Source organism: Streptomyces antarcticus (assembly GCF_026627255.1).
GTDB lineage: Bacteria > Actinomycetota > Actinomycetes > Streptomycetales > Streptomycetaceae > Streptomyces > Streptomyces antarcticus.
In genome coordinates, this window is sequence record NZ_JAPNLM010000015.1 from 86,518 (window position 1) to 101,875 (window position 15,358).

A 15,358-nucleotide genomic window follows, 5' to 3' on the forward strand; every position below is an offset into this window, starting at 1 on the left:
GCGGGGATGAATCACCCCGCCCCGCCGACGTTCTCGTCACTTCGCCGCGGGCTTCTTCGCCGGTTTCGGCGCGGGCTTCTCCGCCGGGGCCGGCTTCGCCTCGGGCTCGGCCGGACGGGTCGCCTGGAGCTTGGCCACGCCGAACTTCAGCGAGGCCTCGTACGTGTTGTCCGGGTCCAGCCGGCGCAGCTCCTCCGCCAGCAGCTCGGCCGTTTCGCGGCGCTTGAGCGCCACCGCGCGGTCGGGCTGCCCCGGCATGGAGAGCGTGGCCAGGGCCCCGTCCGCCCGGTCAAGGACGATGTCGCCGCCCTTGGTCTCCAGGTGGACGGCCGTCAGACCCGGCCCGGACGACAGCGTGCGCTTGACGGGGACGCCCAGCCGGTCCGCCAGCCACATGGCCAGCAGCTCACAGCTCGGGTTGTCGCCCTCGCCCTCGACGACCGCGGTGTCGACCGACAGGCTCTGCTGGTCCAGCGCGGCCGCCAGCATGGAGCGCCACGGGGTGATCCGGGTCCAGGACAGGTCCGTGTCGCCGGGGGCGTACGCGGCGGCCCGGCCGGCCAGTGCGCCGATCGGGTTCTCGCACGAGTACGTGTCCGTGATGCGGCGCTGCCCCAGCGAACCCAGCGGGTCGTTCGCCAGGTCCGACGGAGCGCCCTCCGGCCACCAGACGACCACGGGGGCGTCCGGCAGCAGCAACGGGAGGACCACCGACTGGGCGTGGTCGACCAGTTCGCCGTGCAGGCGCAGCACCACCGTCTCGCCGGAACCGGCGTCCGCTCCGATGCGGACTTCCGCGTCGAGACGGGCGTCGCGCCGGCTGCGCGGCGAGCGGCTGACCCGCTTGATGACGACGATGATCCGCGAGGGGTGCTCGTGGGACGCGTCGTTCGCCGACTTGAGCGCGTCGTACGCGTTCTCCTCGTCGGTCACGATCACCAGCGTGAGGACCATGCCGATGGCCGGCGTGCCGATGTCCCGGCGTGCCTGCACCATCGCTGCGTTGATCTTGCTGGAGTTGGTCTCCGTGAGGTCGATCTTCATGGCCGGCGCCAGCTCCGTCCGTCTCGTGCGAGCATCTCGTCCGCCTCGACCGGTCCCCAGGTGCCCGCCGGGTACTGCGCGGGCTTGCCGTGCTTGTCCCAGTACTGCTCGATCGGGTCGAGGATGTTCCAGGAGAGCTCGACCTCCTGGTGGCGCGGGAAGAGGTTCGCGTCGCCGAGGAGCACGTCGAGGATGAGCCGCTCGTACGCCTCGGGGCTCGACTCCGTGAAGGACTCTCCGTAGGCGAAGTCCATCGTGACGTCCCGGACCTCCATGGAGGTGCCGGGGACCTTGGAGCCGAAGCGCACCGTCACGCCCTCGTCCGGCTGGACCCGGATGACCAGGGCGTTCTGCCCCAGCTCCTCGGTCGCGCCCGACTCGAACGGCAGGTACGGGGCCCGCTTGAAGACCACCGCGATCTCGGTCACCCGGCGGCCCAGGCGCTTGCCGGTCCGCAGGTAGAACGGGACGCCCGCCCAGCGGCGGTTGTTGATCTCCAGGCGGATGGCCGCGTAGGTGTCGGTCTTCGACTTGGGGTCGATGCCGTCCTCTTCGAGGTACCCGACGACCTTCTCGCCGCCCTGCCACGCCGCCGAGTACTGGCCGCGCACGGTGTGCTTGCCCAGGTCCTCGGGCAGCTCCACGGCGGTCAGCACCTTGAGCTTCTCCGCCACCAGCGCCTTGGGGTGGAAGGAGCCGGGCTCCTCCATCGCGGTCAGCGCGAGCAGCTGGAGCAGGTGGTTCTGGATGACGTCACGGGCGGCGCCGATGCCGTCGTAGTACCCGGCACGGCCGCCGATCCCGATGTCCTCCGCCATGGTGATCTGCACGTGGTCGACGTACGACCGGTTCCAGATCGGCTCGAACATGGTGTTGGCGAAGCGGAGCGCCAGGATGTTCTGGACGGTCTCCTTGCCGAGGTAGTGGTCGATCCGGAAGACCTCGTCACGGGGGAAGACCTCGTGGACGACCTTGTTCAGCTCTTCCGCGCTCTTCAGGTCGTGGCCGAAGGGCTTCTCGATGACGGCGCGCCGCCAGGAGCCCTCCTTCTGCGCCAGCCCGTGGTCCTTGAGCTGCTGGACCACCTTGGGGAAGAACTTCGGCGGGACCGACAGGTAGAAGGCGAAGTTGCCGCCCGTGCCCTGGGCCTTGTCGAGTTCCTCGATCGTGGCCTTCAGCGTCTCGAAGGCGGCGTCGTCGTCGAAGTCGCCCTGGACGAACCGGCAGCCCTGCACCAGCTGCTGCCAGACCTCCTCGCGGAAGGGCGTCCGGGAGTGCTCCTTGACGGCGTCGTGGACCTCCTGGGCGAAGTCTTCGTCCTGCCACTCGCGACGGGCGAACCCGATCAGCGAGAAGCCCGGCGGGAGCAGGCCGCGGTTGGCGAGGTCGTAGACGGCAGGCATCAGCTTCTTGCGCGACAGGTCACCCGTAACGCCGAAAATGACCAGGCCGGACGGCCCCGCGATGCGCGGGAGCCGCCGGTCCTGTGCGTCACGAAGCGGGTTCGCTCCGTTCACAGACAAAGTGTTCAGGCCTCCGTGGGGGCGAGGCGCTGCAGCTCCGCCTCGGTCGACTTCAGCAGGTCGTTCCAGGACACCGCGAACTTCTCGACGCCCTCGTCTTCCAGCAGCTGCACCACATCGTCGTACGAGATGCCCAGCTTCGCGACCGCGTCCAGCTCGGCGCGCGCCTGGTCGTAGGTGCCGCGCACGGTGTCGCCCGTGATCTGCCCGTGGTCGGCCGTGGCCTCCAGGGTGGCCTCCGGCATGGTGTTCACCGTGTTCGGGGCGACCAGGTCGTCCACGTACAGGGTGTCCTTGTAGGCCGGGTCCTTGACGCCGGTCGAGGCCCACAGCGGACGCTGCTTGTTGGCGCCGACGCGCTCCAGCGCGGCCCAGCGGTCCGAGGAGAAGACCTCCTCGTAGGCCTCGTAGGCCAGACGGGCGTTCGCGAGCGCCGCCTTGCCCTTGAGGGCCTTGGCCTCGTCGGTGCCGACGCCGTCCAGGCGCTTGTCGATCTCCGAGTCGACGCGCGACACGAAGAAGGAGGCGACGGAGTGGATCAGGGACAGGTCCAGGCCGGCGGCCTTGGCCTTCTCCAGACCCGCGAGGTACGCGTCCATGACCCCGCGGTAGCGCTCCAGCGAGAAGATCAGCGTGACGTTGACGCTGATGCCCTTGCCGATGACCTCGGTGATCGCCGGCAGGCCGGCCTTGGTCGCCGGGATCTTGATGAGCGTGTTCGGGCGGTCCACCAGCCAGGCCAGCTGCTTGGCCTCGGCGACGGTCGCCGGGGTGTTGTGGGCGAGACGGGGGTCGACCTCGATCGACACCCGGCCGTCCTGGCCGTCGGTGCGGTCGTAGACCGGGCGCAGGATGTCGGCGGCGTCGCGGACGTCCGCCGTGGTGATCATGCGCAGGGCTTCTTCCACGGTGACCTTGCGGGTCGCGAGGTCGGTGAGCTGCTGCTCGTACCCCTCGCCACCGCTGATCGCCTTCTGGAAGATCGCCGGGTTGGTGGTGACACCGACCACGTGCGACTGGTCGATGAGCTCGGCCAGGTTGCCGGACGTGATGCGCTTGCGGGACAGGTCGTCCAGCCAGATCGCCACGCCCTCGTCGGAGAGGCGCTTGAGTGCGTCTGTCATGGGAATTGCATCTCCTACTGGTCTTGTTACGGGCGTCAGCGCGCGGCGGCGGCGAGCGACTCGTGGGCGGCGGCGGTCACGGCCTCGGGGGTGAAGCCGAACTCGCGGAACAGCACCTTCGCGTCGGCCGAGGCACCGAAGTGCTCCAGCGACACGATCCGGCCGGCGTCGCCGACGTAGCGGTGCCAGGTCAGGCCGATGCCCGCCTCGACCGCGACGCGAGCCTTGACGGAGGGCGGCAGGACGCTGTCCTTGTACTCCTGCGTCTGCTCCTCGAACCACTCGACGGACGGCATCGAGACCACACGGGCCGGGACGCCCCCGGCCTGCAGCGCCTCGCGCGCCGCGACGGCGAGCTGCACCTCGGAGCCGGTGCCGATGAGGAGGACCTGGGGGGCGGTGGCCCCGCCCTGTGCGTCCGTCGCCTCGAAGAGCACGTACCCGCCCTTGGCGGCGTCCTCGTTGCGGTCGTACGTCGGCACGCCCTGGCGGGTCAGCGCCAGACCGTGCGGGGCGCCCTTGCCGTACACCTTGGTGTGGCGGCGCATGATCTCGCGCCAGGCGACGACGGTCTCGTTCGCGTCGGCCGGGCGGACGACGTTCAGGCCCGGGATGGCGCGCAGCGAGGCGAGGTGCTCGACCGGCTGGTGGGTGGGACCGTCCTCGCCGAGGCCGACGGAGTCGTGCGTCCACACGTAGGTGACCGGCACGTGCATCAGCGCGGAGAGGCGGACGGCGTTGCGCATGTAGTCGGAGAACACCAGGAAGGTGCCGCCGTAGATGCGGGTGTGGCCGTGCAGGGCGATGCCGTTCATGGACGCGGCCATGGCGTGCTCGCGGATGCCGAAGTGCACGGTGCGGCCGTACGGGTCGGCCTCCGGCAGCGGGTTGCCCACCGGCAGGAACGAGGAGTCCTTGTCGATGGTGGTGTTGTTCGAGCCGGCGAGGTCGGCCGAGCCGCCCCACAGCTCGGGGACGATCGCACCGAGCGCCTGGAGCACCTTGCCGGAGGCCGCGCGGGTGGCGACGCCCTTGCCGGTCTCGAAGACGGGGAGGGAGTCCTCCCAGCCCGCGGGCAGCTCGTTCGCGTTGATCCGGTCGAACTCGGCGGCGCGCTCCGGGTTGGCGGTGCGCCAGGCGCAGAACTCCTTCTCCCACGCGGCGCGGGCCTCGCGGCCGCGGTCGAGGGCCTGCCGGGTGTGCGCCAGGACCTCGTCGGCTACGTCGAAGGACTTCTCCGGGTCGAAGCCGAGGACGCGCTTGGTGGCCGCGACCTCGTCGTCGCCGAGCGCCGAGCCGTGCGCGGCCTCGGTGCCCTGGGCGTCCGGGGCGGGCCAGGCGATGATCGAGCGGGCGGCGATGAAGGACGGGCGGCCGGTCTCGGCCTTGGCTGCCTGGAGCGCGGCGAACAGTGCCTTCGGGTCGAGGTCGCCGTTCTCCTGCTGCTCGACGCGCTGCACGTGCCAGCCGTATGCCTCGTACCGCTTGAGGGTGTCCTCGGAGACGGCCGTCTCGGTGTCGCCCTCGATGGAGATGTGGTTGTCGTCCCACAGCAGCACCAGGTTGCCGAGCTTCTGGTGGCCGGCCAGCGCGGACGCCTCGTGGGAGAGGCCCTCCTGGAGGCAGCCGTCGCCCGCGACCGCGTAGATCATGTGGTCGAACGGGGAGGAGCCCTGCGGGGCTTGCGGGTCGAACAGGCCGCGCTCGTAGCGGGCGGCCATGGCCATGCCCACCGCGTTGGCGATGCCCTGGCCCAGCGGGCCGGTGGTGGTCTCGACGCCCTTGGTGTGCCCGTACTCCGGGTGGCCGGGGGTCTTGGAGCCCCAGGTGCGGAACGCCTCGAGGTCCTCCAGCTCCAGCCCGAACCCGCCGAGGTACAGCTGGGTGTACAGGGTGAGGGACGAGTGCCCCGCGGAGAGCACGAAGCGGTCGCGGCCGACCCACTCGGGGTCCGACGGGTCGTGCCGCATCACCTTCTGGAAGAGGGTGTACGCGGCGGGGGCCAGGCTCATCGCCGTACCGGGGTGTCCGTTCCCGACCTTCTGGACCGCGTCAGCGGCCAGGATCCGGGCGGTGTCGACGGCCCGCTGGTCCAGTTCGGTCCACTCGAGCTCTGTGGTGGTCGGCTTGGTGCTCACCGTTGTTCAGGGCTCCTCTCCACATGTCTGTTCCCGGTGACGAGGCGGTGCACCGGCGCGATTCCGAGCCTACCCCCGCCGCGGCGTGCAGCTATTCGAGTGCCGTAGGTCGGTCACGTCGTCGGCGTCCGCCGTTCACCTGAGCGCCGGGGGCGCCCTCTGAGCGCCGGGGGCGCGCGCGTGGTCGTACCGTCCCGTATGCCCGGTCCGATCGGCCCAACACGAACCGACCCCGGCGCGGGGCGACGTAAGCGCAACGTCTAGAGTGGCGTGGTACGCGCAAGCCTTTACCGGACCCTCATGTCTTCCCTGGTCCGCGCGGAGCTTGCTGGATTCTCTGTCAGGGGTGTGCGTGACGGCCGTCGAATCCCGTCCAGCGGGGGTGCTCGGGACGAGCCCCGGTCACCGGCCGCTCGGGGCCCGGGCCATGGCTTTCGTGGCACTGACGAAGCCGCGGATCATCGAGCTTCTGCTCATCACGACCGTGCCGGTGATGTTCCTCGCCGAGCAGGGCGTGCCGTCGCTGTGGCTGGTCCTCGCGACCTGCTTCGGCGGCTACTTGTCGGCCGGCGGTGCCAACGCGCTGAACATGTACATCGACCGCGACATCGACGCGCTGATGGACCGGACCTCGCAGCGCCCGCTGGTGACCGGCATGGTCAGCCCGCGCGAGTGCCTGGTCTTCGGCATCGCGCTCGGGGTGCTCTCCACCCTGTTCTTCGGTCTGCTCATCAACTGGCTGTCGGCCGCCCTCGCGCTCGGCGCGCTCCTCTTCTACGTCGTCGTCTACACGATGCTGCTGAAGCGGCGCACCTCCCAGAACATCGTCTGGGGCGGCATCGCGGGCTGCATGCCGGTGCTGATCGGCTGGTCCGCGGTCAAGAACGAGGTCTCCTGGGCCGCGGTGATCCTCTTCCTCGTCATCTTCTTCTGGACGCCGCCGCACTACTGGCCGCTGTCCATGAAGGTGAAGGACGACTACGCGCGGGTCGGCGTCCCGATGCTCCCGGTCGTGGCCGGGAACAGGGTCGTGGCCCGCCAGATCGTCCTCTACAGCTGGGTGATGGTGGCGGTCTCGCTGCTGCTGACGCCGCTGGGCTACACCGGCTGGTTCTACACCACGGTCGCGCTGGTCGCCGGCGGCTGGTGGCTGTGGGAGGCGCACGCGCTGCACGCGCGGGCCAAGTCGGGCATGAAGGGCGCGAAGCTCAAGGAGATGCGCCTGTTCCACTGGTCGATCACCTACGTGTCGCTGCTCTTCGTGGCGGTCGCCGTGGATCCCTTCCTCCACTGATTACTCACCGGTAGCATGCCGTCCATGGCAGACACCGAGCAGACCGCAGACAAGAAGCTGGACCGTACGGCGGCGAAGCTGGCCAGGCAGATCGCCGCGTTCGGCAAGCAGCACGGCGGCGCCGAGGGCCACCTCGCCCACCTCGGCCAGGCCGGCACCCGGATCGTGCTCGTCGGCACGGACGGCGGCTGGGGCGACCTGGTGGCCCCCACCCACGCCGTGGCCGAGCTGGCCGCCGAGAAGGCCGCGCTGACGCTCCACGAGGAGTTCGACGGGGAGTTCGCCGCCCGGGTGCGGACCGGACCGTACGAGTGGACGCGGATGGCCGGCATCCAGATCGGCGGACCGGCGAACCCGGCGCTCTGACCTCCCCGGCGCCGTCCGGGGCCCGCGGGCGGCGCCTCGGTCAACAGCGCGAGCAACACCTCACACCCCGCTCATCCGTTAGGACGTGTGGAAGCGCCTTCCCCACGTCCGCAACGGGATGCCCGGATGATCGAAACGCCGCTCCTGGTCGACCAGCACTGCCACGGAGTGATCCGTACGGAGCTGGGCCTGGGCACCTTCGAGGCCGAGCTGATCCGCTCGGCCGGCCCGCCCGCCGCGGGCACCACCTTCTTCGACACGCAGACCGGCTTCGCCGTGCGCCGCTGGTGCCCGCCGCTGCTCGGGCTGGAGCCGCACTGCGCGCCCGCCCGCTACCTGGCCCGCCGGCGCGAGCTGGGCCCGGCCGAGTCGGCGCGGCGGCTGCTGCGGGGTTCGGGGGTCGCCGCCTACCTGGTCGACACCGGGGCGCCCGGGGACCTCACGGGGGCCAAGGAGCTGGCGTCGGCCGCGGACGCGGAGGCCTTCGAGTCGGTCCGGCTGGAGTTGCTGGCCGAGCAGATCGCCGACACCTCCGGCACCGTGGCCGCCTTCCTGGCCAACCTCGCCGAGGCCGTCCACCACTGCGCCGCCGGGGCGGCCGCCTTCACGTGCGGCGCCGCTCCCGGGAGCACGGCCCCCTCCCTCGGCGCCTTCCTCGCCTTCGCGCCCGGGCCGCCGGGGGCGGGCGAGGTCCGCGGGGCGGCGGGCCGCTGGCTGGCCCGGCGGACCCGGGGCGAAGCCGTACGGGACCCCGTACTCCTGCGGCACCTGCTGTGGAGCGCGGTCGAGTCCGGGCTGCCGCTCCAGCTGCACACCGGGGCGGACGCGGGGGAGCCGGGGCAGCGGCCGGACCGGGGGGACCCCGGGCTCCTCGCCGATTTCGTACGGGCCACCGCCGGCCTGGGTGCGCGGCTGGTGCTGCTCGGCGGGTATCCGTACCACCGGCACGCGGCGCAGCTGGCGGCGGCCTTCCCGCACGTGTACGCCGACGCCGGCGCGGCCCTGGCGCGGACCGGGACCCGGGCCGACGCCGTGCTGGCCGAGCTGCTGGAAGTCGCGCCGTTCGGCAAGCTGCTGTTCTCCAGCGGCGGGCGACGGCTGCCGGAACTGCACGCGGTGGGCGCCCTGGTGTTCCGGGAGGCGCTGGACCGGGTGCTCGGCGGGTGGGCCGCCGACGGCGCCTGGTCCCGGCGGGACGCGGAGCGGGTGGCCGCCATGATCGCGGCGGGCAACGCCCGCCGCGTCTACCGGCTGGACGGACCGGGGTGAGCGCGGCGGGCCCGTCCCGCACGGTGTGGCGTCAGGCGGCGGAGAGCTGCGGCGCGCCCTGGGCCGGGATCTCCGGCTGGTCCGACGGCCGCTCGCGCAGGCTGAGCGCGACGCGCAGGACCGCGATCCACACCAGGCAGGAGCCCAGCATGTGGGCGGCGACGAGCACCTCGGGCAGCTGGGTGAGGAACTGCACGTAGCCGATGGCGCCCTGCGCGAGCAGCACGACCAGCAGGTCGCGGGCGCGGGCCCGGGTGTCGGACGGGGCGTCGACCACGCGCAGCACCAGCCACATCGCGACGGCGAGCGCGCACACCACCCAGGCGGCGACGGCGTGCACGTGCGCGATGGACGCCCAGTCGAACGGCATGCGCTTGATGTCGCTGCTGTCGCCCGCGTGCGGTCCGGAACCGGTGACGAGGGTGCCCGCGGCGATCAGCACGAAGGTGGTCGCGATCAGCGCCCACGACAGCTTGCGCACCGGCCCGGGGACGCGCGGCCGGGGGGCCGTGTCGCCCTCGCCGGCGCGCTGCCGGCTGATGGTGGTCACCGCGATCAGCGCGGTGGCGAGCAGGAAGTGCCCGGCGACGCTGTACGGGTTGAGTCCGGTCTTCACGGTGATCCCGCCGAGGACCGCGTTGGACATCACGATCGCGAACTGGGTCCAGCCGAGCCGCGTCAGCGAGTGCCGCCACGGCTTGGCCGAGCGCGCGGCGAGGATGTACCAGCCGACGGCCGCGGAGAGCACGTACGTCAGCATCCGGTTGCCGAACTCGATGGCGCCGTGGAAGCCCTGTTCCCGCGTCGCGATCAGGCTGTCGTTGGTGCACTTGGGCCAGGTGTCGCAGCCGAGGCCCGACCCGGTCAGCCGCACGGCGCCGCCGGTGACGACGATGGCCACGCTCATGACGAGCGCCGCGAGCGCGGCCCGCCGGACGATCCGGGGTGACGGAGTCCAGCGGCCGGCGAGGTAGGTGAATGGGTTCAACACGGCGCCCATCGTATGCGGAGCCTTGTGCAAAATTTCACGAGGGGGTACCCGGCGCCGCGTCCGGGCCGACGACGAGGCGGAACCTCGCACCGGCCGGATCGCCCTCCTCGTGCCACCACAGCCGCAGCCGCCAGGGGACGCCGTCACCCGGGTAGTCGGCCGAGCCGGCGAACCCCCGCACCACATCGGACGCTACGTCCTCAGCTGTCCTGTTCCGCACTTCTGTGGTGCTGTGCCATGGATGTCCCTGTACGTTCCACTGTCCGTCGGGCCCGCGCACCTCGACGCGCCACACCGCGAGCCAGGGGGTGACCTCCAGCATCGTGTGCACCTGCTCGGCGCCGAGGTGGAGCCGGGCCGCGATCTCCGACTCGGCCACGCCCTGTATCCGGGCGGCCACCACGGCCTGGGGCAGCAGCCGTTCGGGCAGCAGCCGCCGCGCGCGCAGGCTGACCAGGGAGTCGAAGGCCAGGTAGCGCAACCGCAGTTCCAGCTGGCGGCCGATGTGGTCGAGGGCCTCCTCGGCGTCCTCGGATTCCGCCGCGCCCGGGTCCGCGAGGAGCAGCTGCCGGAAGTCCGCCTCCGCGTCCACCGCCCAGGCGACCGCGTCCTCGGCGGACCCCAGCTCCGCGAGCCGGTCCCCGAGGAAGACCTTGGCCTGGGCCAGGCCGCTCCGGTTGACCGGGTCCCGCTGGTCCAGGCCCGCCCACACCCCCACCGCGGTCCGGGTCAGGTCGCGGGCGCGCTCGCCCGCCGCCCGCTCCACCGCGCTGGGCCCCCCGGTGGCGGTCCGGCCCAGCGGATGGCGCGGCAGCCGGGCCCCGTCGCTCAGCGGCCAGGCCAGCCACACGCCGTGGTTGATCAGTCCCCGGGCGTACCAGCGGGCGAAGTCGGGGGAGTAGGCGGCCGCGCGCTCGGAGCTGCGCAGCGCCTCCTCGATCGTGGCGAGGGCGCCCGCGCGGTCCCCGTCGGCGAAGCGCAGCGCCGCCCGGTCCGCGAGGCGCAGCCCCAGCAGGGCCGTGCACTCGGGGTCCTCCGGGTGGGTCCGCAGGGCGCCGATCAGCTCGTCGAGCAGCCGCTCGCGCTCCGCCGGCTCCGCGTGCGCGGCCCCCGCCCGCACCCGCGCCCACTGCCCGTCCAGCCGAAGAACGGCCTCTCGCTCCGCCATGCCCGCCCCCGGCGTCGTGGTCCGCGCACCTCATGGGTCGGGATCCATAGTCGCGGGAAGGCGGACCGCAGCGGAAGGGATTCACTCCCAGCGGAACAGCCGTGCCGCGGCTCCCAGGCCGAGTACGGCCCAGCCCGCCAGTACGGCCGCCTCGCCCCACGGCAGCGCGGCCCCGTCCTGGAGCACCGCGCGCAGCCCGTCGGACAGGGCAGAGATGGGGAGCAGTTCCAGTACGGAGCGGACCGCGTCCGGGAACTTCTCCAGCGGCACGATCACCCCGCCGCCGACCAGCAGCAGCAGGAAGACGAGGTTGGCGGCGGCCAGGGTCATCTCGGCCTTGAGGGTGCCGGCCATCAGCAGCCCGAGCCCGGAGAACGCCGCGGTGCCCAGCAGGACCAGCGCGAGGACCGACAGCGGGTTCCCGTGCGGGGACCAGCCGAGCGCGAGGGCGATCACCGTCAGCAGCGCGATCTGGAGCACCTCGGTGACCAGCACCGAGAGGGTCTTGGCGGCCATCAGGGCCCAGCGCGGCAGCGGGGAGGCCCCGAGGCGCTTGAGGACCCCGTAGCGGCGGTCGAACCCGGTGGCGATGGCCTGGCCGGTGAAGGCGGTGGACATCACGGCGAGCGCCAGGATGCCGGGGGCCAGGAAGTCCACGGACGTCCCCGTCCCGTCCTCGCCGGCCGGCACGGTGATGATGTCGACGGCGGAGAACAGCACCAGCAGCAGCGCCGGGATGATCACGGTGAGCAGCAGCTGTTCCCCGTTGCGCAGCAGCATCCGCGTCTCCAGCGCCGTCTGCGCGAGGATCATGCGGGATACGGGCGCGGCCCCCGGGCCGGGGGTGAACGTACCGGCGCTCATGCGCGCAGCTCCTTGCCGGTCAGTTCCAGGAAGACGTCTTCGAGGGTGTGCCGCTCCACCGAGAGGCTGTCCGGCATCACGCCGTGCTGGGCGCACCAGGAGGCGACGGTGGCCAGCAGCTGCGGGTGGACGTCGCCGGTGACGCGGTAGACGCCCGCGGTGAGCTCGGCGGCCTCGGTGCCGTCGGGCAGCGCCTTCAGGAGCGAGCCGAGGTCCAGGGCGGGGCGGCCGGTGAAGCGCAGGGTGTTCTCGGCGCCGCCGCGGCAGAGCTGCTCGGGGCTGCCGTGGGCGATGACCCGGCCCGCGTCCACGATGGCGACCTCGTCGGCGAGCTGCTCCGCCTCGTCCATGTGGTGGGTGGTGAGGACGACGGTGACCCCGTCGGCACGCAGTTCCCGTACGAGGTCCCAGGTCGCGCGGCGGGCCTGCGGGTCGAGTCCGGCGGTGGGCTCGTCCAGGAAGACCAGCTCGGGACGGCCGACCACGGCCATGGCGAGGGCCAGGCGCTGCTGCTGGCCACCGGAGAGCCGGCGGTAGGGCGTACGGCCGCAGCCGCCGAGCCCGAGGCGTTCCACCAGGGGGTCGACGTCGAGCGGGTGGGCGTACAGCTTGGCCATGTGGCGCAGCATCTCGACGGCGCGGGCCCCGGAGTAGACACCGCCGGACTGGAGCATCACGCCGATCCGCGGGCGCAGCCGCTCGGCCTGGGCCACCGGGTCGAGGCCGAGGACGCGGACGGTGCCGGCGTCGGGGCGGCGGTAGCCCTCGCAGGTCTCCACCGTGGTCGTCTTGCCCGCGCCGTTGGGGCCGAGGACCGCGGTGACGGAAGCCCTCCGGACGGTGAGGTCCAGGCCGTCCACCGCGTTCCTGGGGCCGTACCGCTTCACCAGTCCGCGGATCTCCACGGCGGGGTCGTTGCTCATGGGGGGTGAGTCTACGGAGCCTCGGCAGGGGTCCTTGGTCCCGGGGTCGAAGGGTCACGTGCCCGCTCATTCATGACCTTTTCGTGCGGTCCGGCGGCGTCTTCGTGGCCGTCGGATTCGAACACTGCGTCGCGAACACGGCTCTTTTCAGCCTCGCGATCCTGGATGGCCCAGTCGGTTTCAGTGATCTTTTCCGGAACCTGATGTTTCCCGTGCCGGGGAACGTCGTAGGCGGAGGTCTGCTGGTGGGAGCCGTGTACTGGTTCACGGGAGGGTCTCGCCGAGAGTGCGGAACGTATCGCTCCGAATAGGCTTTGATAACGCTGCGTCGACAAATTAGGTAACCCTTAGTGATGGAGGCCACCAGGTGCGACCTCGGTCACCGCTTGTCGCGCGGCCATTAATTACGCAACAATAGCGTTGTGAAATACGGCGAACGGCAGATCGAGACCCCCCAGGGGGAGCTCGCGACCGGGGAGCGGTCAACCCGCGACCGGGTCGCGCGGTCCATCCTGGACCACGGTCCGTCCACCGTCGCCGACCTCGCCAAGCGCCTCGGCCTCACCCAGGCCGCCGTGCGCCGCCACCTCGACACGCTCGTCGCCGACGACGTGGTCGCACCTCGTGAGCAGCGCGTGTACGGCACGCGCGCCCGGGGCCGGCCCGCCAAGGCCTTCGCGCTGACCGACTGCGGCCGCGACGCCTTCGACCAGTCCTACGACGCGCTCGCCGCGGACGCCCTGCGCTGGATCGCGCAGTCCGTCGGCGGCGGGGAGCAGGGGGAGGCGGCGGTCGCCGCCTTCGCCCGGTCGCGGATGGAGACGCAGGCGCGGGTCTACCGGGATGCCGTGGAAGCGGCCGCCCCGGAAGGCCGCACGGAGGCCCTGGCCAAGGCGTTGACCGTGGACGGGTACGCTGCTACGGCGAAGAGCGCTCCCGGTCCGCACAGCGGTGAACAGCTGTGCCAGCACCACTGCCCGGTCGCCCATGTGGCCGAGCAGTTCCCGCAGCTCTGCGAGGCGGAGACCGAGGTCTTCTCCCGTCTGCTCGGGACACATGTGCAGCGCCTCGCCACGATCGCCCACGGCGACGGAGTGTGCACAACGTTCATTCCGCGCAGCGCGAGCGCGACACAGACCGACACATCAGCATCTGCACGCACGGCCGGGAGGAACCCCGCATGACCACGGAGACTGCTCACCCTGAGCTCGATGGCCTCGGCACCTACGAATACGGCTGGGCGGACTCCGACACGGCCGGAGCCACGGCCAAGCGGGGTCTGTCCGAGGAGGTCGTCCGCGACATCTCGGCGAAGAAGTCCGAGCCGGAGTGGATGCTGAAGCTCCGCCTCAAGGGCCTCAAGCTGTTCGGCAAGAAGCCCATGCCCAACTGGGGTTCCGACCTCTCCGGCATCGACTTCGACAACATCAAGTACTTCGTGCGCTCCACCGAGAAGCAGGCCGCTTCGTGGGAGGACCTGCCGGAGGACATCAAGAACACGTACGACCGGCTCGGCATCCCCGAGGCGGAGAAGCAGCGCCTGGTCGCCGGCGTCGCGGCCCAGTACGAGTCCGAGGTCGTCTACCACCAGATCCGCGAGGACCTGGAGGAGCAGGGCGTTATCTTCCTCGACACGGACACCGCGCTCAAGACACACCCGGAGCTCTTCCAGGAGTACTTCGGGACGGTCATCCCGGTCGGCGACAACAAGTTCGCCTCGCTGAACACCGCCGTGTGGTCGGGCGGCTCGTTCATCTACGTGCCCAAGGGCGTCAAGGTCGACATCCCGCTCCAGGCCTACTTCCGCATCAACACGGAGAACATGGGCCAGTTCGAGCGGACGCTGATCATCGTCGACGAGGACGCCTACGTCCACTACGTCGAGGGCTGCACCGCCCCGATCTACTCCTCGGACTCGCTGCACAGCGCCGTGGTGGAGATCATCGTGAAGAAGGGCGGCCGCTGCCGCTACACGACCATCCAGAACTGGTCGAACAACGTCTACAACCTGGTCACCAAGCGTGCCGTGGCGTACGAGGGCGCGACCATGGAGTGGGTCGACGGCAACATCGGTTCCAAGGTCACCATGAAGTACCCGGCCGTCTACCTGATGGGCGAGCACGCCAAGGGCGAGACCCTCTCCATCGCCTTCGCGGGCGAGGGCCAGCACCAGGACGCCGGCTCCAAGATGGTCCACATGGCGCCGAACACCTCCTCGAACATCGTCTCCAAGTCGGTGGCCCGTGGCGGCGGCCGCACCTCGTACCGCGGCCTGGTCGAGATCGCCGAGGGCGCCCACGGCTCGAAGTCCAACGTGCTGTGCGACGCGCTCCTGGTCGACACGATCTCCCGCTCGGACACGTACCCCTACGTGGACGTCCGCGAGGACGACGTGTCCATGGGACACGAGGCGACCGTCTCCAAGGTCTCCGACGACCAGCTCTTCTACCTGATGAGCCGCGGACTGACCGAGTTCGAGGCCATGGCGATGATCGTGCGCGGCTTCGTCGAGCCGATCGCCCGCGAGCTCCCCATGGAGTACGCGCTGGAGCTCAACCGGCTGATCGAGCTGCAGATGGAGGGCTCGGTCGGCTAGTCCCCGACCGCCCCGCACATCCGCGGCGGATTCATCGACGTAGGCACGCTTTACAAGA

14 protein-coding genes are annotated in these 15,358 nt (G+C 71.2%); 6 read left to right on the forward strand and 8 right to left on the reverse strand.

Annotation, left to right across the window (positions count from 1 at the left end):
* Positions 1 to 36: 36 nt before the first annotated feature.
* Genes opcA through tkt form a run of 4 tightly spaced genes read right to left on the reverse strand, consistent with a single transcriptional unit; the run spans position 37 to position 5,829 of the window.
* On the reverse strand, positions 37 to 1,044 hold the full coding sequence (gene opcA, locus OTB16_RS22580) for a glucose-6-phosphate dehydrogenase assembly protein OpcA (RefSeq protein WP_267722331.1): 1,008 nt from the start codon (positions 1,042 to 1,044) through the stop codon (positions 37 to 39).
* Positions 1,041 to 2,567, reverse strand: coding sequence for a glucose-6-phosphate dehydrogenase (gene zwf / locus OTB16_RS22585; protein ID WP_371591348.1), 1,527 nt, complete (start codon positions 2,565 to 2,567; stop codon positions 1,041 to 1,043). Before zwf ends, opcA begins: the two co-directional genes overlap by 4 nt.
* 5 nt (positions 2,568 to 2,572) lie before the next feature.
* Positions 2,573 to 3,691, reverse strand: a complete 1,119-nt coding sequence (gene tal / locus OTB16_RS22590; protein WP_267722333.1) for a transaldolase — start codon at positions 3,689 to 3,691, stop codon at positions 2,573 to 2,575.
* A gap of 35 nt (positions 3,692 to 3,726) precedes the next feature.
* A complete protein-coding gene (gene tkt / locus OTB16_RS22595; protein ID WP_267722335.1) occupies positions 3,727 to 5,829 on the reverse strand; it encodes a transketolase in 2,103 nt (700 codons plus the stop codon).
* Between the two features lie 352 nt (positions 5,830 to 6,181).
* Here tkt and OTB16_RS22600 point away from each other — a divergent pair, with 352 nt between their 5' ends.
* From OTB16_RS22600 to OTB16_RS22610, 3 genes are all read left to right on the forward strand, one after another.
* Entirely contained in the window at positions 6,182 to 7,123 is a 942-nt protein-coding gene (locus OTB16_RS22600) for a heme o synthase (protein WP_267722336.1), read from the forward strand.
* A 24-nt stretch (positions 7,124 to 7,147) separates the two neighbouring features.
* A complete protein-coding gene (locus tag OTB16_RS22605) occupies positions 7,148 to 7,489 on the forward strand; it encodes a hypothetical protein (protein ID WP_267722337.1) in 342 nt (113 codons plus the stop codon).
* A gap of 126 nt (positions 7,490 to 7,615) precedes the next feature.
* Positions 7,616 to 8,758, forward strand: coding sequence for an amidohydrolase family protein (locus OTB16_RS22610; protein WP_267722338.1), 1,143 nt, complete (start codon positions 7,616 to 7,618; stop codon positions 8,756 to 8,758).
* A 31-nt stretch (positions 8,759 to 8,789) separates the two neighbouring features.
* Here OTB16_RS22610 and OTB16_RS22615 read toward each other — a convergent pair whose 3' ends face one another.
* From OTB16_RS22615 to OTB16_RS22630, 4 genes are all read right to left on the reverse strand, one after another.
* Positions 8,790 to 9,758: a COX15/CtaA family protein gene (locus OTB16_RS22615; protein ID WP_267722339.1), complete on the reverse strand. Its 969-nt coding sequence runs from the start codon at positions 9,756 to 9,758 to the stop codon at positions 8,790 to 8,792.
* A 25-nt stretch (positions 9,759 to 9,783) separates the two neighbouring features.
* Positions 9,784 to 10,917, reverse strand: coding sequence for a hypothetical protein (locus OTB16_RS22620; RefSeq protein ID WP_267722340.1), 1,134 nt, complete (start codon positions 10,915 to 10,917; stop codon positions 9,784 to 9,786).
* A gap of 81 nt (positions 10,918 to 10,998) precedes the next feature.
* A complete protein-coding gene (locus OTB16_RS22625; protein WP_267722341.1) occupies positions 10,999 to 11,781 on the reverse strand; it encodes an ABC transporter permease in 783 nt (260 codons plus the stop codon).
* Positions 11,778 to 12,704, reverse strand: coding sequence for an ABC transporter ATP-binding protein (locus OTB16_RS22630; protein WP_267722343.1), 927 nt, complete (start codon positions 12,702 to 12,704; stop codon positions 11,778 to 11,780). Before OTB16_RS22630 ends, OTB16_RS22625 begins: the two co-directional genes overlap by 4 nt.
* Before the next feature lie 104 nt (positions 12,705 to 12,808).
* Here OTB16_RS22630 and OTB16_RS39670 point away from each other — a divergent pair, with 104 nt between their 5' ends.
* The 3 genes from OTB16_RS39670 (at position 12,809) to sufB (ending at position 15,300) form a co-directional block, all read left to right on the forward strand.
* Complete coding sequence (locus OTB16_RS39670) at positions 12,809 to 13,015, forward strand: formate/nitrite transporter family protein (protein WP_420717775.1); 207 nt, start codon at positions 12,809 to 12,811, stop codon at positions 13,013 to 13,015.
* Positions 13,016 to 13,126: 111 nt separating this feature from the next.
* Complete coding sequence (locus tag OTB16_RS22635) at positions 13,127 to 13,888, forward strand: helix-turn-helix transcriptional regulator (protein WP_267722345.1); 762 nt, start codon at positions 13,127 to 13,129, stop codon at positions 13,886 to 13,888.
* The gene (sufB, locus tag OTB16_RS22640) at positions 13,885 to 15,300 is read left to right on the forward strand and encodes a Fe-S cluster assembly protein SufB (RefSeq protein ID WP_267722347.1); all 1,416 of its coding nucleotides are present in this window, start codon (positions 13,885 to 13,887) and stop codon (positions 15,298 to 15,300) included. The genes OTB16_RS22635 and sufB overlap by 4 nt, the downstream gene beginning before the upstream one ends.
* Positions 15,301 to 15,358 lie beyond the last annotated feature (58 nt).